Source organism: Micromonospora zamorensis (assembly GCF_900090275.1).
GTDB classification, from domain to species: domain Bacteria; phylum Actinomycetota; class Actinomycetes; order Mycobacteriales; family Micromonosporaceae; genus Micromonospora; species Micromonospora zamorensis.
Window position 1 is genome coordinate 3,569,292 of sequence record NZ_LT607755.1, and the last position, 19,421, is coordinate 3,588,712.

At 70.6% G+C, this 19,421-nt stretch carries 16 protein-coding genes; 8 read left to right on the forward strand and 8 right to left on the reverse strand.

Annotation, left to right across the window (positions count from 1 at the left end):
• Positions 1-5: 5 nt before the first annotated feature.
• The gene (locus GA0070619_RS15660) at positions 6-1,109 is read left to right on the forward strand and encodes an aldo/keto reductase (RefSeq protein ID WP_088948757.1); all 1,104 of its coding nucleotides are present in this window, start codon (positions 6-8) and stop codon (positions 1,107-1,109) included.
• Here GA0070619_RS15660 and GA0070619_RS15665 read toward each other — a convergent pair.
• The 3 genes from GA0070619_RS15665 to GA0070619_RS15675 all read right to left on the reverse strand — a co-directional run bounded on the left by GA0070619_RS15665 (position 1,064) and on the right by GA0070619_RS15675 (position 4,381).
• A complete protein-coding gene (locus tag GA0070619_RS15665; RefSeq protein ID WP_157744010.1) occupies positions 1,064-2,119 on the reverse strand; it encodes an alpha/beta hydrolase in 1,056 nt (351 codons plus the stop codon). The genes GA0070619_RS15660 and GA0070619_RS15665 overlap by 46 nt on opposite strands.
• A 10-nt stretch (positions 2,120-2,129) precedes the next feature.
• Positions 2,130-3,026, reverse strand: coding sequence for an acetyltransferase (locus GA0070619_RS15670; RefSeq protein WP_088948759.1), 897 nt, complete (start codon positions 3,024-3,026; stop codon positions 2,130-2,132).
• A 158-nt stretch (positions 3,027-3,184) separates the two neighbouring features.
• Positions 3,185-4,381 carry a low temperature requirement protein A gene (locus tag GA0070619_RS15675; RefSeq protein ID WP_088948760.1) on the reverse strand — a complete coding sequence of 399 codons (1,197 nt, stop codon included), beginning with the start codon at positions 4,379-4,381 and terminating at the stop codon, positions 3,185-3,187.
• Positions 4,382-4,687: 306 nt separating this feature from the next.
• On the opposite strand from GA0070619_RS15675, the gene GA0070619_RS15680 reads away from it, so the two are divergent.
• The gene (locus GA0070619_RS15680) at positions 4,688-5,800 is read left to right on the forward strand and encodes a glycoside hydrolase family protein (protein ID WP_231927053.1); all 1,113 of its coding nucleotides are present in this window, start codon (positions 4,688-4,690) and stop codon (positions 5,798-5,800) included.
• Position 5,801: 1 nt separating this feature from the next.
• Here GA0070619_RS15680 and GA0070619_RS15685 read toward each other — a convergent pair whose 3' ends face one another.
• Complete coding sequence (locus GA0070619_RS15685; RefSeq protein ID WP_088948762.1) at positions 5,802-6,695, reverse strand: NAD-dependent epimerase/dehydratase family protein; 894 nt, start codon at positions 6,693-6,695, stop codon at positions 5,802-5,804.
• A 429-nt stretch (positions 6,696-7,124) separates the two neighbouring features.
• Here GA0070619_RS15685 and GA0070619_RS15690 point away from each other — a divergent pair, with 429 nt between their 5' ends.
• The 4 genes from GA0070619_RS15690 to GA0070619_RS15705 all read left to right on the forward strand — a co-directional run bounded on the left by GA0070619_RS15690 (position 7,125) and on the right by GA0070619_RS15705 (position 10,886).
• On the forward strand, positions 7,125-9,305 hold the full coding sequence (locus GA0070619_RS15690) for a hypothetical protein (RefSeq protein ID WP_088948763.1): 2,181 nt from the start codon (positions 7,125-7,127) through the stop codon (positions 9,303-9,305).
• Positions 9,306-9,481: 176 nt separating this feature from the next.
• Positions 9,482-10,123, forward strand: coding sequence for a hypothetical protein (locus GA0070619_RS15695; protein WP_157744011.1), 642 nt, complete (start codon positions 9,482-9,484; stop codon positions 10,121-10,123).
• A gap of 34 nt (positions 10,124-10,157) precedes the next feature.
• Positions 10,158-10,388, forward strand: a complete 231-nt coding sequence (locus GA0070619_RS15700) for a hypothetical protein (RefSeq protein WP_088948765.1) — start codon at positions 10,158-10,160, stop codon at positions 10,386-10,388.
• A 78-nt stretch (positions 10,389-10,466) separates the two neighbouring features.
• Positions 10,467-10,886 carry a PPOX class F420-dependent oxidoreductase gene (locus GA0070619_RS15705; RefSeq protein ID WP_088948766.1) on the forward strand — a complete coding sequence of 140 codons (420 nt, stop codon included), beginning with the start codon at positions 10,467-10,469 and terminating at the stop codon, positions 10,884-10,886.
• Positions 10,887-10,935: 49 nt separating this feature from the next.
• Here GA0070619_RS15705 and GA0070619_RS15710 read toward each other — a convergent pair whose 3' ends face one another.
• Positions 10,936-11,817, reverse strand: a complete 882-nt coding sequence (locus tag GA0070619_RS15710) for a bile acid:sodium symporter family protein (RefSeq protein WP_088948767.1) — start codon at positions 11,815-11,817, stop codon at positions 10,936-10,938.
• Positions 11,818-11,962: 145 nt separating this feature from the next.
• Between GA0070619_RS15710 and GA0070619_RS15715 the strand changes: the two genes are divergently transcribed.
• The gene (locus GA0070619_RS15715) at positions 11,963-13,306 is read left to right on the forward strand and encodes a glycoside hydrolase family 18 protein (protein WP_088948768.1); all 1,344 of its coding nucleotides are present in this window, start codon (positions 11,963-11,965) and stop codon (positions 13,304-13,306) included.
• Between the two features lie 26 nt (positions 13,307-13,332).
• On the opposite strand, the gene GA0070619_RS15720 is transcribed toward GA0070619_RS15715, so the two are convergent.
• Positions 13,333-13,713 carry an effector-associated constant component EACC1 gene (locus GA0070619_RS15720; protein WP_088948769.1) on the reverse strand — a complete coding sequence of 127 codons (381 nt, stop codon included), beginning with the start codon at positions 13,711-13,713 and terminating at the stop codon, positions 13,333-13,335.
• A gap of 166 nt (positions 13,714-13,879) precedes the next feature.
• Here GA0070619_RS15720 and GA0070619_RS15725 point away from each other — a divergent pair, with 166 nt between their 5' ends.
• Positions 13,880-16,681, forward strand: a complete 2,802-nt coding sequence (locus GA0070619_RS15725; protein WP_088948770.1) for a M14 family zinc carboxypeptidase — start codon at positions 13,880-13,882, stop codon at positions 16,679-16,681.
• Between the two features lie 73 nt (positions 16,682-16,754).
• Here GA0070619_RS15725 and GA0070619_RS15730 read toward each other — a convergent pair whose 3' ends face one another.
• Positions 16,755-17,180, reverse strand: coding sequence for a hypothetical protein (locus tag GA0070619_RS15730; protein WP_088948771.1), 426 nt, complete (start codon positions 17,178-17,180; stop codon positions 16,755-16,757).
• Positions 17,181-17,240: 60 nt separating this feature from the next.
• Positions 17,241-19,406, reverse strand: coding sequence for a hypothetical protein (locus GA0070619_RS15735; protein ID WP_157744012.1), 2,166 nt, complete (start codon positions 19,404-19,406; stop codon positions 17,241-17,243).
• Positions 19,407-19,421: the final 15 nt, after the last annotated feature.

Below are 19,421 nucleotides of genomic sequence, written 5' to 3' on the forward strand. Positions count from 1 at the left end.
CAACGATGAACCACTACTACCTGCTCGGGCGGTCCGGGCTGCGGGTGAGCCGGCTGGCGCTGGGCACCATGAACTTCGGCGTCGACGGGTTCCATGCCGCCTACGGCAAGACCGAGGAGGAGGCGAAGCCGATCTTCCGTCAGTACCTGGAGTCGGGGGGCAACTTCATCGACACGGCAGACTTCTACACCGCCGGGGAGAGCGAGAAGATCCTCGGCCGCCTGATCGACCGGGCCGGCGTCCGCGAACGGCTCGTGCTCACCAGCAAGGCCACCAACACCGTCGACCCGACCGACCCGAATGCCAGCGGCAATGGTCGCAAGCACATCACGCGGGCTGTAGAGGCTTCGCTGCGCCGACTCGGCACCGACTACATCGACCTGTACCTGCTGCACACCTGGGACCGGATCACACCGGTCGAGGAGGTCGTGCACACCTTCGACGACCTGGTGCGGGCCGGCAAGATCCGGTACGCCGGGCTCTCCGACGTACCGGCCTGGTACGCGGCCCGGGCGCAGAGCTACGCCGAGGCACACGGGCTGGCCCCAATGATCAACGTGCAGCTGCCGTACTCCCTGGTCACCCGGCACATCGAGGCGGAGTTCGTGACGATGGCCCAGACCCTGGGAATGGGTGTCACCGCGTGGAGCCCGATCGGTGGCGGCCTGCTCAGCGGCAAGTACCGCCGGACCAGCGAGGGCATGAGCGGCACCGGCCGGTTGACCAACCCCGACGCCGCGGGTCGAGAGATCAGCCCCGGCGACTGGCAGGTGATCGAGGCACTGGAGAGCGTGGCCGCCGATCTGGGGCGCAGCATGGCGCAGGTGGCGATCAACTGGGTGGCCACCCAGCCCGCCGTCGCCTCGGTCGTCGTCGGGGCGAGCAGCCCCGAGCAGCTCGCCAGCAACTTCGGCGCGCTCGACTTCGAGATCCCGGCGGACGCCCGTCGGCGACTCGACGAGGCGAGCGCCCCGAACCTCGGGCTGGTCTACAGCATGTTCACCCCGCAGTACCAGTCCTGGGTGGTGAGCCCCGGCCTCGGCATCGGCGACAAGCCGGCCGGTTACGCCCCTCCGGTGTTCAACGGCGCCACCCCGCCCACCCGGTAGGGGAACGGTCCGGGGAGCGGCTCCCCCTCGTAGAGCGCGATGTACAGCCGGCGCAGCTCGGGCCCGTCGGCGCCGAGCACGGTGAGGTTGAGGGTGTTGTGGCCGACGCCCAACGCCTCCGGCAGGGTGCAGACCTGGAGCGGAATCGCGTTCGCGTCGGCGATCCGGCGCGGCACGCGCTCCGCCGCACCGAGGTCGACCACGCCGTCGAGGGGGCTGATCGCGACGGCCGCGGTCCGCAGACCGGTCCGTCGTGGCGGCTTCGGCAGAGTACGCGCAATGCTCAGGTACTGGGTGACGGCGGCGAGGGAGTAACCGCGCGACGTGACACGGTCCGGGAGGATGCTGCGCCCGTACAACATGATGAGCGGTCGGACCGCGAAAGCCGGCGCCTGCCGACGGTCCGGGCCGAAGAACGGCGACAGCAACAGCAGATGCCGTACGACGGTGTCCGGCACCTGGGCCAGCCAGGCGGCCAGGACGGCACCGCCGGAGATCCCCACGACGCCCACCTCGTCTCCCAGGCCCTCGGCGACGGCCAACGCCTGCTCGGCGTACGTCGTCAGCTCGTCGGCCTGGACCCGGTGGTGGGCCCGCAGGTCGACGGTGCCGTGCTGCGGGGCGCGCGGAACCCAGACGTTGTAGCCGCGGTCGAAGAACTCCTCGGCCAGTTCGTCGTACTGGTCGGGCGCGAGGGTGTATCCGTGCAGCAGCAACACGGCCCTGCCGGTGCGGGCGCCGTGGCTCAGGAGACGGCTGCGCGACTCCGGGCGGACCTCCGGGTCAGCCGCCTCGGCGGCGATGACGGCCTCGGCGGCACGGACGGCGGTGTCGAAGTCGAGCGGTCGCACCGGTGCGACCGGTGGCTCACGGCGCAGCGACCGCCGGAGGCAGAGCACGGCACCGGCCGCCACGACCAGTGCCAGTACGCCGACGATGAGCATGGCCCGATGCTGGCAGGGCCAGCGGTCGGCGCCGGTGCGGGGGTGCGCCCCGGTGACAGGGCGCACCCCCGATCCGCTACTCCTGCTGGTCCGCCGGCGCGAAGACGACCCTGGTGCGCAACTGCCGGAACCCGGTCCGTTCCAGCTCGGCCAGCACCGCCACCCGACGCGCGTCCACGTCGGCGATGACCTCGCGGGCACCGCCGGCGGCCAGCACCCGGACCGCCTCGGCCAGCAGCTCGGGCCGGGCCGCCTCGTCGAGCAGGCCGAGATAGGCGAGCAGTGGGAAGCAGCCATCGCCGGCCGTTCCGGCCAGGCCCACCGGCTTACCGGCGTCCACCGCGACGCGCCACCCCTCGGTGGCGTCGCCCAGCCAGGCCAGCGGGTCGGTGGCCAGGTCGACGCCGCCGACCGCCAGTGCGTTCTCGACACCGGTCAGCACGTCCGGCTCGGCGATCCGGGCAACCAGGGCGTTGATCTCCGCCGCATCGACCGGCGGACGGAATTCGTACCGTCCGGAGGACGCCGGCAGGGGTGTGCCCGTCCAGGAGCATCGGAGCCGCTCCCCCCGCTCGACCAGGCCGGCGAGCCGGGCCGCGGCCATCGGTGCCTCCACCACGGCCCGCACCTCGGGGCGGCGCCGCCAGTGTGCCGGCAGCGCGGCGTAGTACAGGCCGGGACCGCCCAGTGCGTCGTGGGCGGCGCGCAGCAGTTCGGCGCCCACCTCCGGCTCGGCGTCCAGATCGAACCGTTCCAGCCACGGGGCACCGATGGCACCCGGCGGGAGGACCCAGGCTGCCCGACCGACCACCCGGCCGGCACGCAGGGCGACCCAGGTGGTCTCGGGACGGTAGCCGCCGCCTGCGACCCCGTCGGCGTAGCCGACCTGGCGCAGTTGGGGCAGCGGATCAGGCATGGAGTCGAACAGGTTTTCCTCGCCCGCGACGAGCGGACGGATGACCAGATCAGTCATGGCTTGGTCCTCCGGGAAGCGAGCGCCCCGGATCAGATCCGCGCGGACGCCGGAGCGCGGAGGGGGCGCAGAACATCGGACATTGTTCTGACCTCCTCCCGGCTCGACGGCGTGCCGGAAGAACATACGCCGATCGGTCGCTGGCCCGCAACGGGTTGTCACAACGTCGGGTTGGTTTCCGACCCTCGCTGGTGGGCTCGCTGGTCGAAGACGGCGATGCCGGCCAGGACCACCGCCGCGAGGGCGGCCACGGCGACCGGCGGGAGCAGCACCATCACCGGGGCCACCACGACCAGCGCCACCGCGCCGAGGTACAGCACCCGACACCGCGGCGCGGTTCTGCTCGCCCGCTCCAGGGTGCTGCGCCCGATCAGGAACAGCACCGGGCCGCCGAAGATGATGACCACCAGAGCCCAGTCGATAGGCGGGTGCGGATCCTCGATGACCTGCCCGAAGCCGACGGCGGTGCAGATGATGCCACCGACGATCAACAGCAGGCTGTAGCTCGCCCACCTCGACAGCTGGACCCCCTCACCGCTCGGGGTCGAGGCTTGGCCGGACCTGACGTGGTAGAAGTAGATCCGCCAGAACGAGACCACCGCCACGAACGAGGCGACGAGGGCGATGGTTCCCTCGGTCGAGAAGCCCGGGAAGCTGACCGCGGCGCCGGCTTCGAGCACCACCTCGGCGAGAGCGATCATGAAGAACTGGTTGTACCGCTCGGCGAGATGCCCCTGGGAGACGCTGACCCCCGTGTGGCCGAGCCGCTTCCCGCCCGGCCGGGGCACGGGCCAGGCGGTCGCGGCGCCGATCAGCTCGATGGCAAGAGCAAGGGTCCAGAAGATGCCCCGACCGAGGCCACCGCTGATGCCACCACTGATCCACAGCACGCCGGACGCCAGGTGCCAGGCCAGCATCCGGACCGCGAACGCCTGGCCCGGGTGACCCCGCAGGGCGAACGCCAGGAAGAGCGGTCGGCCGACCTGGATGACGACGTAGGTGCAGGCGAAGACGACGCCGCGCTGGCCGAAGGCCTGCGGCAACGAGACGGCCAGCACCAGCGTGCCGAACATCGTCGCCAGCAGGACGGCCTGGAGATCGGGGCGTCGAGGGTCGTAGGTGCTCGCCAGCAGGGCGTTGAGCGACCAGATCATCCACATCGCCGTGAAGAACAGCACCGTCTGACCCGCCTCGGACAGCAGCGTGTGCCGGACGATGGTCAGGTCGTCCGCGACCCGCCCGGCGAGACGGGCCAGCGCGAAGACGTACACGATGTCGAACAGCAGTTCCAGGACGGTCGCCGAGTTCGGGCTCCTGCTGTCCCCGAGCCCACGGGACCCGATGCGCGTCAACACGGACGGCGGGACAGCTCAGCCGGCCAGGGCCGCCGACACGGGCGGGCCGAGGTGAGGGCGGTGCTCGGCGATCCGACCCGTTGCCATCGCCCCCGAGCCCCCTCACCGACCGCGTGATCCAGTTACGCGTACTTTATCCATCTTCTGGCCGATTACGCGGTAGATGGCGGATCTGGCCCGCCGCTCACCCGGGCAGAAACTGTTATCCCGGTCCGGGCGTCCAGTCTCCTGAGGGGAAGGTGGTGGCAAGATCCGCCGCCACCACGGCATCGGACAGCGATGCGACCACACGGAGGAGTCGAGACGATGCGCGCAACAGGTCAGGGTGGAGCGGGCGCCGCGAACGGGAATCGGGGCGTCCACGCGGACCCCCGACGCGGGTTGTCCGGCCGCCTCCCGACCGGCGCGAGGCGTCTGCTGTGGCCGCTCGCCGTGGCCGCCGTGATCGTCCTCCTGGTGACCGGGGTGATCGTCGTGATCCAACCGACCGGGCCGACGCCCGCTCCCGCGGCGGCCCCGCAGGCCGTCGACGAGCCGCTGGGCGCCAACCCGGCGTCCAGCTCCGCCACCGCGACCACGCCGGTCGCCACGCCGAGCCCGACGGGAGCGACCCCGTCCCCGACCCTGACGCCGACGGCGAAGCCGACGACCGGGCGTACGGTCGCCCCGGCGGCACCCGTGGTGACCTCGAAGCGCAAGGGTGTCGGGGTGTGGACCTTCGACGGCGTCAACCAGGCGCTGGCCAGCTCCGGGGCGAGCTGGTACTACACCTGGGACGTGGCCCACCAGGGCGTCACCAGCCCGAAGGGCGCCGAGTTCGTCCCGATGATCTGGGGGGCGAAGAGCGTCACCGCCACCAATCTGCAACAGGCCAGGAAGAACGGCAGTTACCTGCTCGGGTTCAACGAGCCGGACCTGAAGGGTCAGGCGGAGATGACCGTGGAGCAGGCGTTGGAGCTGTGGCCGCAACTGGAGGCGACCGGCCTTCCGCTGGGCAGCCCCGCCGTGGCCTGGGGCGGTGACCGGCCGGGCGAGTGGCTCGACCGCTTCATGGCCGGCGCGAAGCAGCGCGGGTACCGCGTCGACTTCATCGCCCTGCACTGGTACGGCGGCGACTTCACCACCGCCAACGCCGTCAACCAGCTCAGGTCGTACCTCCAGGCGGTGCACGACCGCTACAAGCTGCCCGTCTGGCTCACCGAGTTCGCCCTGATCGACTTCTCCAACGGCGTTCGCTTCCCGACCCAGGCACAGCAGGCCGCGTTCCTCACCGCGGCGACCCGGATGCTGGGCGGCCTGTCCTGGCTTCAGCGGTACGCGTGGTTCGGCCTGCCGGCAACGGACAAGGATCAGACCGGGCTCTTCCGCACGGGCAGCGAGGCGACCGCCGTGGGCCGCGCCTACCAGGCGGCTCGCTGACCTAGAGCTGATCCACGTGGTCTCGCCAGGAGTGCTGCGGCTCGTAGCCCAGCACCCGGCGGGCCTTGTCGATGCTGAGCAGGGTCTCGTGCTCGCCCAGCTCCTTGCGGATCTCGACGCCCGGGTAGACCTCGGCCATCAGACTGGCGCTGGACCTGGTCATGACGGTGTCGGCGTTGGCGATGATGAACACGTCGGCGCCGGGCTGGTCGTGGGCGAGGGCCCGCTCGACCGCCTGGGCTCCGTCCCGGGCGTCGATGTAGCCCCACAGGTTCCACCGGCGCAGCAGCGGGTCGGCGTCGAAGGAGGGGAACGGGGCGTAGTCCTCGACGTCCATCACGTTGGAGAAGCGCAGACCCACCATGACCAGCTCCGGGTCCCAGCGGCAGAAGTGCCGCGCCATCTCCTCCTCAAGGGCCTTGTTCAACGAGTACGTCGACTCGGGGCGCGGCGCGTACTCCTCGTCGACCGGCGCGTACGGCGGTGGGGTGTCGAACGGCAGCCCGAGGACCGTCTCGCTGGACGCCCAGACGACCCGCCTGATCCCGGCCGCCCTGGCGGCGGCGAAGACGTTGTACGTGGCCGCGGAGTTGTTGGCGAACGTGGTCGCGTTCGGCATCAGCCCAGGGGCCGGGACCGCCGCCAGGTGCACGACCGCGTCGATACCGCCGGCATGCTCGTCGGCGCCTCCGGTGAACGCCTCCACCACCTGCCCGTAGTCGGTCAGATCGACTTGGAGGAACTCGCCGGCCACGTCGCGGGGGTCGCGGCCTCCGGCGCGGTCCACCGCCAGCACGTCGACGCCCACGGCGCGCAGGTGGGCGACGACGGCGCGGCCGAGCTTGCCGGTGGCCCCGGTGACGACAACACGCCTGGGGAGTGCGGGATCGGTCATGACCACATCTTCTCCGGCGTGGAGCGGCACCCCGCGCGCGGGTGGAGCACACCGGCTGTCAGCTGCCTTACATCGGGGACTGTCGATCTTAATCCATTGGTAGCTTAGCGAAGTTCGTCGATGCGGGGATCGAGACCGAACTGCTCAAAGCGCCTGCGTGCCGTGCGGCTACCGGTCGCGGTGACGTCCAGCGGCACCATGTCCACCCCGTCGGCGATCCGTCCACCGGAGCAACGCAGACCACGGGGAGGGCACATGCACCACCGCACGCCACCGCGTCATCGTACGAGAGCCTGGCTATCCAGCACCGCCGCGGCACTGATCATCGTCGCCGGCGCCGGAACACCAGCCACCGCAGCACCGGCAGCGCCGACCCCGGGGAAGATCGGGGCGCAGTGCGCACCGACCCACTCGGAGTGGCTGCGCTGCGTGACGGTCACCGCAGCACTCGACCGGGCACCGACCACCGGGCAGACCGCCCGGCTCACCGTCACCGTCGACGCCCGGGTGGCGATCGACGACCTGCGGGTACTGGTCACGCTTCCGTCGGCTCTGCGCCCGGCCGCGACCCCGGCCGGCTTCACCGCGGCCCGGGCCCTGTCGCGGGTTCCGTCCGACGCCGGCGAGGTCACCACGCTGAGCACGACCGTCGACGCGGCACCCAGCCGTGTCCTGCGCTACCAGACCGACCTGATCGCCACGGCCACCGGCCCCACGGTGTTGCGGGTGCAGGCGACGTCCGCCGGCGGGCCCGTTCTCGGCAGCGACGAGGTCCACGTGCCGGTCACGATCGGCGCCACGGACCGCGAGTCCCGACTGGGCAAGGCCGAGGGTGACGCGGAGGCCGCACAGACTCCGGCCGGCACGCCGGTCCTCCGGGCCAACCCGTCGGTGCCCTACCGTCCCGCTAGCACCGCCGGACTGCCGGCGCCACACAGCGACGACATCCGGTCGCCCGGTGCGGCGCCCGCCCAGGTCACCTGCGTCACGGGCAGCTTCGACTACAGCGACAACAACGGCGCCTGGCACCCGTCGAAGAACCTGCAGTACCAGGTGTGGGACGACGACTCGTTCGGCGACGACCTGCTCGCGGCCGGGCTCACCGACAGCGCTGGTGCCTATCGCGCCTGCTTCGGCAACGACGACGGCATCGGCGGTGGTGGTCAGGACGTGTACGTCCGCGCGGTCACCGAGGGCACGCAGTACAAGGTGGAGGACTCGGACGACGACGCGTACGCGTTCCGTAGCACCACCCGCGACAACCTGGGCAACGGCCGCACGTACGACTACGGACAACTGCACACCGCGGACACGACGTTGATGCCGGCATACCACGCGTATGACACCGCCGACGACGCGCTGGCCTGGACGCCGGGCGACTGCTGGGACATGCGCGACGAGAGCTGCCAGAACATCGACATCGAGTGGGAGCCGGGCTCGACCGAGGGCACCTACTACGACCCCGGCGACGACGAGGTACGGCTGCTCGCCGCCGACCCGGGCAATCCGTGGGTGGTGATCCACGAGCTCGGCCACGGTGTCATGGACGACGTCTACGAGGACAACTACCCGCAGATCGGCTCGGAGTGCAGCCCGCACTACGTCACCCGCCGGTCTGGCCCGGCCTGTGCCTGGTCCGAGGGCTTCGCCGACTGGTTCGGCGCCGCCGTGCTGAACAACCCCGACCTGCCCGGCCTCGGCAACATCGACACCGCGACCTGGGGCACCCCTGACTGGGACGACGGCGACCAGGTCGAGGGCCGCGTCGCTGGCGCGATCTGGGACCTGCTGGACACCGGCACCGAGGGCACCGACGCGTACCGCGACACGCTGACGAACGTCTGGGACACGTTCCTGGACCACCGGGTGACCAGCTTCGCCGCCTACTGGTCGGCACGCGGCCAGGACGGCCACGAGGTCGGCGACCAGGCGCTCGGATCGCTGTTCCAGAACACGATCGACTACGGGTTCCGTCGGGGGTTGACCGACGGCGCCGAGGTGACCGCCACGACGCCGCCGAACGACCAGAACTTCCGGTACGACACGCGGCACGAGGCATGGTCGGTCGTCGCCGTCCGCCCGCCGGCAGGCGCGGACGACGACGTGACGCTCTTCGACGACCGGGCACAGACCCAGCGGCTGGAGGAGAGCCTGCTCGGCGTCGACGTGACGGACTTCGTCGCGGTCGACTCCACAGCCGGGCGGCGCCCGCTCGGCGACTACTATCCGCGGATGCACCGGGTCAGCGGCACTGGGGCGTACACCATCGAGCTGGCCGACAGCGGCCAGACACTGGTCGACACCGCGAAGCGACAGATGGGCACGGGTGACGTGGCCGCTGTCTGGAACTCGTGCCTCACCGCCGGCCAGCAGGTGACGTTCACCGTCACGCCGGGCGACCCGAGCCAGGACGCCGAACTGTTCGTGGTGTCCTCGACGGCCGGTGCGCCGGCCACGTACGTACGGGACCGGGCCAGCGCGGCGACCGCGGCCGCGACCGGGGCGGGCCAGCCGGAGTCGCTCGCCTACACGGCACCGGCCGACGGCTGCGTGGGCGTGATCATCATCAATCGAGCGGGCAGTGGCACCTACACACTGACCCGTTCTTGATCAGGTGAGGTTCCGGCGGGTACCCACGATCGGGTGCCCGCCGGAACCTGTACCCGCAGGGGGAACGTCGAACGGTGATGACCCGACGCCTACTGCTCAGTGCGGTCCTCCTCCTTGCCGCCTGCTCTGACGGACCGGCAGCTCGGCCGCCGACCGGCACGGACACCGTGATCGCTGTGGTCGACCGGCGCGGCGGTTTCGCCGCCTCTGCCGAGCAGTGGGCGCTGCCGGCGCTCACTCTCTACGGCGACGGCACCGCCGTGACGCGGGGTGACGACCGGGGTGCGCTGCTGACGGGGCATCGGCGGACGCTCTCGACGGCACAGATCGACGCGCTGTTCCGGCGTGCTGACGACGCGGGCATACTCACGGACCGCGACTACCCGCAGGACGTCACCGACGCGGCCACACTCACCGTGCGGCTGACCACGACCGGCGACACGTACGAGACGACGGTCACGCAGCCGTCGCCCGGCGAGGGCGGTGACCGTGGTGAGGTGATCGCGTTCGCCGAGGCCGCGGCAGCCTCCGGTGTCGACGCCGGAGAGTACCTGCCGCAGCGGGCGGCGGTGCTGGTGGTCGCCGATTCCGAGGACAACTCCGACGTACGGCCCTGGCCACTGGACGTGTCCCTCTCCGCGATGGACGGCGCACCCCAGCGGCCCTGCCACGTGGTCGACGGCGCGTCGCTGGCACCGCTGCTGGCCGAAGCCGGCGCGGCGCGCGGCGAGACCCGATGGCAGGCTGAGGGACACCGGGTACGCCTGGTGGTCCGACCGCTGCTGCCGCACGAGCGGACCTGCGCGGACCTCGACTAGGCGGCATCACGGCACAACTTTGGGAGTCAGCGCGATGGGAATGATGGTGACCGCGAGGCGGATCGAGGCCACCGCGGATGAGGTCCGCTATGAATTCGGGTTCGAGGACAGGTTCGATCGGGTTCTCACGATCGATCCCAGAACCCTTGAAGCAGGTGTCGACGACGGCGAATTCAACTCGGCCGCCAGCGCGATCACCGTAAAGATCGTCAAGGCGTGGCGGTCCAGCGGCGAGTTCCCCGCCACGATGATGTACGCCAGTTGAGCGATCACATCCCACGGCGATCGGGACGGAGGGTGCGTAACGTGCAGGGGTAACCCTGACGCGACGAGGAGAGACTTCATGTCCAAGCCACCGCTGCCCGAGCCCGCGATCGCCATGCTGCAGAAGCCGAATCCGGCCGTCATGACCACCCTGCAGGCGACCGGTCAGCCGGTGTCCGCTGCCACCTGGTACCTGTGGGAGGACGGCCGGATCCTGGTGAACATGGACGAGAGCCGCCGCCGGCTGGAGCACGTCCGCAACGACCCGCGGGTGTCCCTGACCGTGCTCGACGAGGCCGGCTGGTACACCCACGTCAGCATTATCGGGCACGTCGTCGAGCTGCGGGCCGACGAAGACCTGGCGGACATCGACCGGTTGTCGCAGCACTACACCGGCAATGCGTACCCCCGGCGGGAGCGCGCCCGGGTCAGCGCCCTGATCGAGATCGACCGCTGGCACGGTTGGGGCTCCCTCAAGGACAACGACCAGGTCGGCTGACCAGCATCAGCCCGGCCGGCGGCACCGCCGGCCGGGCTGGCGGCACCCGTCAGGGCTGCACGGTGGCGGGCCGGGTGCCGACGCGGGTCACCAGGTAGCCGAAGGCCGCCGCGGTGAAGAACATGACGATGCCGTAGACGGCGCCCGGGATCGCCATCTGCGTGCTGTTGAGCAACGCCGGGCTGAGCGCGATAGTGATGGCCAGGGTGCTGTTGTGGATGCCGATCTCGAACCCGGCTGCCGTCGCGGCGCTCCGCTCGACACCGGCGAGCCGCGGCACCCCGTACCCGATGGCGAGGCTCAGCAGGTTGAACGCGAGCACGGCCAGACCGACCGAGACGAAGTAGTCGGCGATGTTCTCCCGTTCGCCGAGCACGGCCCCGGCGATCACCGCGACGAGCACGACGACGGAGAGGATCCGGACCGGCCGGTTCAGACGCTCGGCGACGTGCGGCAGCCGGGCCCGGATCAGCATGCCGATCGCGACCGGGACGAGCACGATGGCGAAGACCTGCACCACCTTGTCGAACTGCAACCCGATGCTCCTGCCGTCGGGCAGGAAGTACGCCGCCGACAGGTTGACCAGGATCGGCAGGGTGAACACGGCGAGCACCGAGTTGATGGCGGTCAGGGTGATGTTCAGGGCCACGTGGCCGCCGAACAGGTGGCTGTAGAGGTTGGCCGTCGTGCCGCCCGGCGAGGCGGCCAGCAGCATCATGCCGACGGCCAGTTCGGGCGCCAGGTCGAACGCGAGGACGAGGCAGAAGCAGAGCGCCGGCAGCACCAGCACCTGGCACACCAGGGCGATGACGGCGGCTCGTGGATGCTGGGCCACCCGGCGAAAGTCCGCGATGGTCAGTCCGAGACCCAGACCGAGCATGATGATGCCGAGGGCGATGGGCAGGCCGATCAGAGTCAGGGCGGAGTCCATGGCACAACATCGTTACCACCGGGTAACGCCGCAACAATCCCCCATGTGGCTGGACGCTCTTGACCCCGGACTGTGATCGGCTTAACTTCATCAATCAGATAAGTCTCTTTACTAATTCTGCTTGATGCCTCGTGGGAGTGTGCCGATGCGACCATTCCGCCACCGCCGTCTCACCGCCGTCGTCACAGTGGCGGCCCTGCTGTTCACCGCCGCCCCGCCCAGCGCCGCCAGCGCGGGCGACAACCAGCAGCGCCGCACCGGTTACCACCGGGTCGGCTACTTCACCCAGTGGGGCATCTACGGCCGGGCCTTCCCGGTCAAGAAGCTCGACACGTCCGGGGCGGCGAGCCGCCTCACCCACGTCAACTACGCCTTCGGCAACGTCAGCGAGGACGGACGCTGCTACGTGGACGGTGGGCCGGGCGAGGGCGACGCCTGGGCCGACTACCAGCGACCCGTCCCCGCCGAGGAGAGCGTCGACGGCGTCGCGGACGCCCCGGGCCAGGCCCTCAACGGCAACTTCGGCCAGCTCGCCAAGCTGAAGGCCAAGCACCCCAAACTGAAGGTGCTGATCTCGCTGGGTGGCTGGAGCTGGTCCACGTACTTCTCGAACGCCGCCCGCACCGACGCCTCCCGCAAGGCGTTCGTCGCGTCCTGCATCGACCTCTACCTGAAGGGCAACCTGCCCGGCGGGGACGGCGCCGCCGGCGGCCCGGGTGCCGGGGCCGGCGTCTTCGACGGCATCGACCTCGACTGGGAGTGGCCCAACTGGGAGGGTGAGCCCGGCAACGTCATCCGCCCGGAGGACCGGGAGAACTTCACCAAGCTGCTCGCCGAGTTCCGCCGGCAACTCGACGCGTACGGGCGCACCACCCGGACGCACCACCCGCTGACCGCCTTCCTGCCCGCCAACCCGGCCACCATGGACGCCGGCTACGAGGGCCGCAAGATCTTCAAGTACCTGGACTTCGCCACAGTGCAGGGGTACGACTTCCACGGCGGCTGGGAGGCAGTGGCCAACCAGCAGTCGGCGCTGCGCGTACCGGCGGGATCGCCGGACAACCCGGACTTCTCCGTCGAGGTGGCCATCGACGGCTGGATCGCCCGCGGGGCGCCGCGCGACAAGCTCGTGCTCGGCATCCCGTACTACGGTCGGGGTTGGACCGGTGTCACCGGAGGCGGCAACGGCCTCTTCCAGCCGGCCACCGGGCCCGCGCCGGCCACCTTCGAGGCCGGCTACGAGGACTACAAAAAGCTCAAGACCCTGGCCGGCAACGGCTACACCGTGCACCGCGACCTCCGCGCCGGGCACGCCTGGCTGTTCGACGGTACGACGTTCTGGACGTACGACGACCCGGCGGTCGTGTTGCAGAAGACGCTCTACATCCGCCGCGCCGGCCTGGCCGGAGCGATGATCTGGTCGCTGGACGGCGACGACGACAACGCCACGCTGACCAGGACGATCGGCCTCGGCCTGACCACCTGGTAGGCGTACCCGCGACGCGCCGCCCGTGATCAACTGGTCGCGGGCGGCGCGCCCTGTCCGGGGGAAACCGCGCGCACGGCGGCCTCGATGAGCGCGGTGACCTCGTCCATGTCCCGAGCCCGGTGCACGTCCAGCTCGGCCGACCAGCCGTCCGGACGACTGAGCTGGACCGTGACGTCGTCGCGGCGATGGGTCAGCCAGCCGGCGATCGCCTGCACCAGCACCATGACGGTGCCAGCGTCGTCGGCCACCACCCGCAGCACCTCGGTGTCGCCCGCCGACGAGGTTGTGGTCACCTCGTCGCGCAGCCGGTCCTCCGCGCGCAACCAGGACGTCAGCGAACGCCGAGCATCGGCGGACGGAAGATCCGGGAAGACCGAGAGCGTGATCATCTCCAGAGACGCCGGCACTGTCTCCTCCTTCCGGGCGAGGTGGACCCCACCCCTCCATCCTGCCAGCCGGCCCCGGCGCGAGCATCCCGTGCAGTCACCGAAGTCGATCGAAGCTTGACCTGCGCATCGACGGTTCATAGGCTCCGGCCACTGCGAGGCTTTCCCCAGGAAGGGAACCCGAGACATGGCCCCATCGTCGCGTCCGTTCTGGACGGTCCCTCCGAAGCGGCTGGCGGGTGCCGCCACGATCGCGCTCCTGCTCGGCATGGCTCCCCTGCTCAGCGGCACGGCGACCGCGAGCCCCACCCGACCCTCCCCCTGCAGCAACGACCCGACCTCCCGGCTGAGCACCGTGCCCGCCCCGGAGACCGTGCTCGGCTTCCCCCTCGGCGCGGGACAGGAGCGGGTCGTCACCAACGACGAGGTGCGGACGTACCTCGGGGCTGTGGACAGCGCCTCCAACCGGGTCGTCACCGGAGTGATGGCCACCAGCGTGCTCGGCCAGCCGCTGCCGTACGCGGTGGTGTCCAACGAACGCCACGTGCGGCCGTCCGCCCTGCGGAAGATCGCCGACGACGTACGGGACCTGCGCGACCCGCGCCGGACCAGCGCGCGGACGGCCGACCGGACGGCGAAGGACAGCCCGGCCATCGTCTGGGTCACCGCGAACGTGCACGGCGGTGAGAAGAGCGGCACCGACGCGGCGCTCAAGACGCTGTACGAGTTGGCGGCGGGCCTGTCCTGCGAGGTCGCCCGGCGAAACGACAACCTGGTCACCATCATCGTTCCGACCCAGAACCCGGACGGCCGCGACGCGACGCGTCGGCAGAACGAGTTCGGCTTCGACATGAACCGGGACTGGTTCGCCCGCACCCAGCAGGAGACCGACGGCAAGCTCGAACTGCTGCGCCGCTACCCGCCGCAGGTGTTCATCGACGCGCACGAGATGGGTGGCCGGCAGTACTTCTTCCCGCCGAACGCCGACCCGATCCACCACGAGATCGCCGGCGAGGCGGTGGACTGGATCAACCGGATCGGCGAGGCCAACAAGGCCGGCTTCGGCTTCAACGGGGCCTGCGACGACACCGTCACCACCGAGTGCTACTTCAACTACGACACGTACGACATGTTCTTCATGGGCTACGGCGACACGGTGCCCACCACCGGTTTCGGTGCGGCCGGCATGACGTACGAGAAGGGCAGCGCGTCGGCGGTGGCCGACCGGGTCCAGCAGCAGTTCCACACCCAGTGGTCGACGCTGGGCTGGGCCGCCGCGAACAAGCGCGAGGTGCTCAGCGGCTACTTCGACATCTGGACCGACGCGCTCGCCCAGGGCAGGGCGGGCACCCTGGAGCCGAACGAGGTGGTGCAGCCCACCAACGAGGTCCAGTTCCCCGTGCCGGACATCAAGATCCGCTCGTACTTCCTGCTGCCGGACCGGCAGCTCGCCGACGTCCGGCAGCTCGTCGAGCGGCTGCGCCGGATGGACGTCGAGGTGTACGAGGTGCAGAAGCCGACCCGGGTGCCCAACGCGCGGGTCTTCGGCGGACGGACCGCCACGAACGTGACAGTGCCCAAGGGCGCGTACTGGATCCCGATGGACCAGCCGCAGAAGCACTGGATCCAGGCCATCATGGGCGAGGACCCGTACGTTCCGTTCCCCTACTTCTACGACGTGTCGTCCTGGAGCAACCCGCTGCTGATGGGCGTCTCCACCATCTACACCGGCGACAACGTCCGACCGAAGGCGGAGCTGGTCCGGGGAATCTCCGGCGGCCGGGGCTCGCTCGCGTGGCCGTGGGGTTCGTACACGTACCCGCTCGACTCGGCCGCCGCCGCGGAGTTCACGTTCCGCCTGCTCGGTCGCGGCGTTCCGCTGGTCCGTGACCTGAAGACCAGCCGCGTCGCCATCCCGGCGACCAAGCTGAGCCGCACCGTCGACGAGCTGGCAGAGTCGTTCGGGGTGACCCTCACCCCGGGCGGGCGGCCCACCGGCACCAGCCTGGCCCTGCCCGACGTCGGGCTCTTCCAGGGCACCGGCATCTCCACCACCTCGGGTTCGCACGGCGAGGCCCGGTACGTGCTCGGCAAGCGGTGGGGGCTCGACCTCACGCCGGTCACCACAGCCGACATCAACGACAACACCGAGGCGTTCACCGGGCGTACCGTGCTGCTGGTCCCTGACGGCAGCAGCGCGACCGGCGGTCTGACCGCGACCGGGCAGGCCAACCTGCGTGACTGGATCGCCCAGGGCCACACCTACCTCGGGCTGCGCAACGAGGGCACACGGGTGGCCCGCGCGGCCGGGCTCACCTCCACCACCGAGAAGACCAAGCCGGCCGACTACCTGGTGATCGGCTCGCACCTGCGGGTCGACGTCGACACCGACAGCCCGGTCGCGCTGGGCCGCCCGGCGGAGGACTTCGAGTTCAACAACAGCGACCCGATCCTCAACCCGAGCACCACCGGGACGAACGTGCTCAGCTACCCGACGGGTGACACGTTCTGGGCCAACGGCTACACCGTCGGCGAGGACGCCCTGAAGGGCACGGCGGCAGTGGTCGACGAGCCGACCGGTGCCGGCCGGGCGGTGCTGTTCGCGTTCAATCCGCTCTTCCGGGCGTACAACGAGAATGGTCTGCACCTGGTCGCCAACGCGCTGCTCTACCCGGCGGGCGCCTCGGACGCCCGGCGTTCCGCCGGGGTCGACCCGGCGCGCGCCAGCGCCGCCGCCGCGCCGGTCACGCCGGACCTGGGCGGCGGTTGGCGGCCGATCACCATCCAGGTGGCGGCGGCGGACCTGCCGCGCGCTGAGGCGGTCGTCGAACGCTTCACCACGGACGCCAAGGCGTCCGCGAAGGACGGCTCGGCGTACGTCGTGATCCCCAACCCGCAGGGCCTCCAGGTCGACGAGCACCCGTTCGCGAGCGATCTGGTACGCGCGCTCCGCGATGCCAAGGTGCCGCTGCGGTCGGTGGTCGGCTGACCAACCCGGCACGACAGAGCGCCCGTCCCCGACACGGAGACGGGCGCTTTGTCGTGCGCGCTGTTGCTGGGAACTATGCGCCGAGCTGGCGGAAGATCTCACCACACACGTCGACGCAATGCGCCAGCACGACGTCGGCCGTCCGCACCCCGGCCGTGGTGAACAGGAAAACCTCGCGGTCGACGCGTTCGACCGACTCGGTCCATGGGGCGGCCGTCATCGCCTGCTCGAAGAGGTCGTTGCCCGGGCGGGACAGGCCGAAGACGGCCAGCTTCCCGTCGTCGAAGCTGAGCGTCCACTCCCGGCCGTCCTTCGTGGAGACGGCCAGATAGCCCGGCAGGTCCTCCAGTGCCGGGTCCTGCGGCAGGCGCGCGGCGGCCTCAGCCACCGCGGATGACCCGGCCAGCGCGTCACCGTCGAAGACGTCCCAGCCGTCGACGCGCTGCGGCTCGACACCGTCGACCGCATAGCCAGGGCGGGATCGTTGCCACCAACTCATGGTTCTCACTATCAGGTAAGGGGGGCCCGGTGTCGCCACCAGGCCCCCACACGGACGGGATCAGGGCCAGAACGAGCCGTTCGAGGGATAGATCTTGTACGGGATCCGCTTGGTGCGCAGGCAGTCGAGGAGATCCTGCGGGATGTCCAGCGAGCCGTTGGCATGCGGCAGGAAGTGCCACGTCGCCTCGGCCACCTGCGCCGTGTCGAGCAGGTGCCGGTCCTGTTCGCACTGCTTCAGGTAGTGCCCAGGGTACGGCTTACCCGTCTTCACCTCGTGCAGCTTGCGCGGCGGGCCGGTCTCCAGGAAGTCCGGCTCCCGTGCCGACCCCGGCCTGGGTACGCCCGGGGTGGCGATCCGCCCGGCGTGATTGCGCACGCCCGGCACCCCCGCCATCACCACGTCGGCGAAGTAGTCCTCGCCAGCGGGCGCCCCCCGCAGCCACGGCGTCGGCGATGGCGGCGGCGTCACCGCGCTGGTCAACGCGTCCGCCAGCCGCCCGAGGCTGTTGTCGGCCCGGCGGGCCATCCGCAGGATGATGTCGTCGGCGAAGCCCGCGTCGGTGAGCCGGCCGTAGTTGCCGAGCAGAATGGCACGGATGGTCAGCGTCTTGACGCTGTCGGAGATCTTGTCGTACTTGGCGACAAAGTGGATCACCTTGTCGAGCCGGTGCAGGTACCGCGCGACGAACTTCGCGGCCTTGCCCGGGATCGCCACCGCGTCACCGGCGTACGGGACCAGGCCCAGGATGCTCAACCCGGCGCCGACCCAGTCCTGGTGGATGATCCCGGCGACGGTGTCGCGCAGGTCCGCCAGGCCGCCGAGCACCCAACCGACCACCGGGATCAGGCTCAGCCCGCCGGAGCACAGGTAGCCCGACAGCCACGCCATCGAGTCCCGCGGTGAGAAGTCCCCGGCGATCAGGCCGACCACGAAATCGGTCACGTACGTCCACTTGCTGACCCGCTCGTCCGGGATCAGCGGATCCAGGCCCTGGTCCTCGGCGTGCGCGAGTTCGTACCCGTCGGCGAGACCGTCCCCGTCGCTGTCGGCGCTGAGCGGGTTCGTCAGGTGCTCGTTGATCTCCGCCCCGTCGCTCAGACCGTCGCCGTCGCTGTCCGGGTTCGCGGGGTTGGTCTCGCTGTCGTCGACCTCCGTGGTGTCCGCGATGCCGTCACCGTCGGTGTCGGTGTCGGTCGGCGTGGTCTGCACCGGGTCGGCCGGCCCGCTGACCGGCGGCGGCGGGTTGTCCGCCACCAGCGGGTTGCGGCCCTGGGCCACCTCGGCCCCGTCGCCGAGGCCGTCGCCGTCGGAGTCCGCCTCGGTCGGCGAAGTGCCCACCTCCTGCTCGCGCAGGTTGGACAGCCCGTCGCCGTCGACGTCCTCGGCGCCGTCGTTCGTCCCGTCACCGTCGGTGTCGGACCGGCCCGGCATGGTCCAGCCGGCGAGCTTGGTGATCTCGAACTTGTCGGTCAGGCCGTCGCCGTCGGAGTCGACCAGCAGCGGGCTGGACCCGAAGCGCAGCTCGACCACGTCGACCACGCCGTCGGAGTCGTGGTCGCCGCCGTAGGTGATGCCGAGGCGGGTCAGCACCTTGAAGCCGTTGGCCCAGGCGTCCGCCGACTGGATCGTCGCCGGCACCGGATTGGCCTTGACCAGCATGTCGTCGGCCTTGGCCAGGTTCACCTTCGCCGCAGCCAGATCCGCGAACGCTTCGGTCAGCCCCACCGGAGCGGGCGCGGGTGGTGGGCTGGCCCGGAACGGGCCGATGGTCGCCTCGGCGTCCTGGATCGCCGCGTCCGCCAGGAGGCGGGCCCCCGACAGGGTCTCCACCAGCGCGACCACATGGGCCTGCTCGGCCTCGCCGTTGGGCGGGCTGGCGCCGGTGAGCCGACTCTTGAGGAACGCCTCCAGGTGCTTGAGGTTGTCGAACGCCGCCGCGCCGTCGCCGGCGCTCTTGAGCCGGGCGCCGTCGAAGTACCGGCTGCCGACGTCCGCCAGCACCGGGTCGATCCGGCTGTCGCCCAGCCCGTCCCCCACGTACGGCCGCAGGGCCTGAGTCGACTCGGTGATGTAGACCTGAGCGTCGCTGGTGTAATCGGCGGTGGGGATCTTGGCGACCTCCACCTCCCAAAGGTGTCTACCTTCCGCCGACGCGGGCGTGGCGACCAGCGCCACCGGCACGGCGACCAGTGCCGCGACCACCGCGGCAAGACTCGAACGCAATCGTCTGCTGTGTCC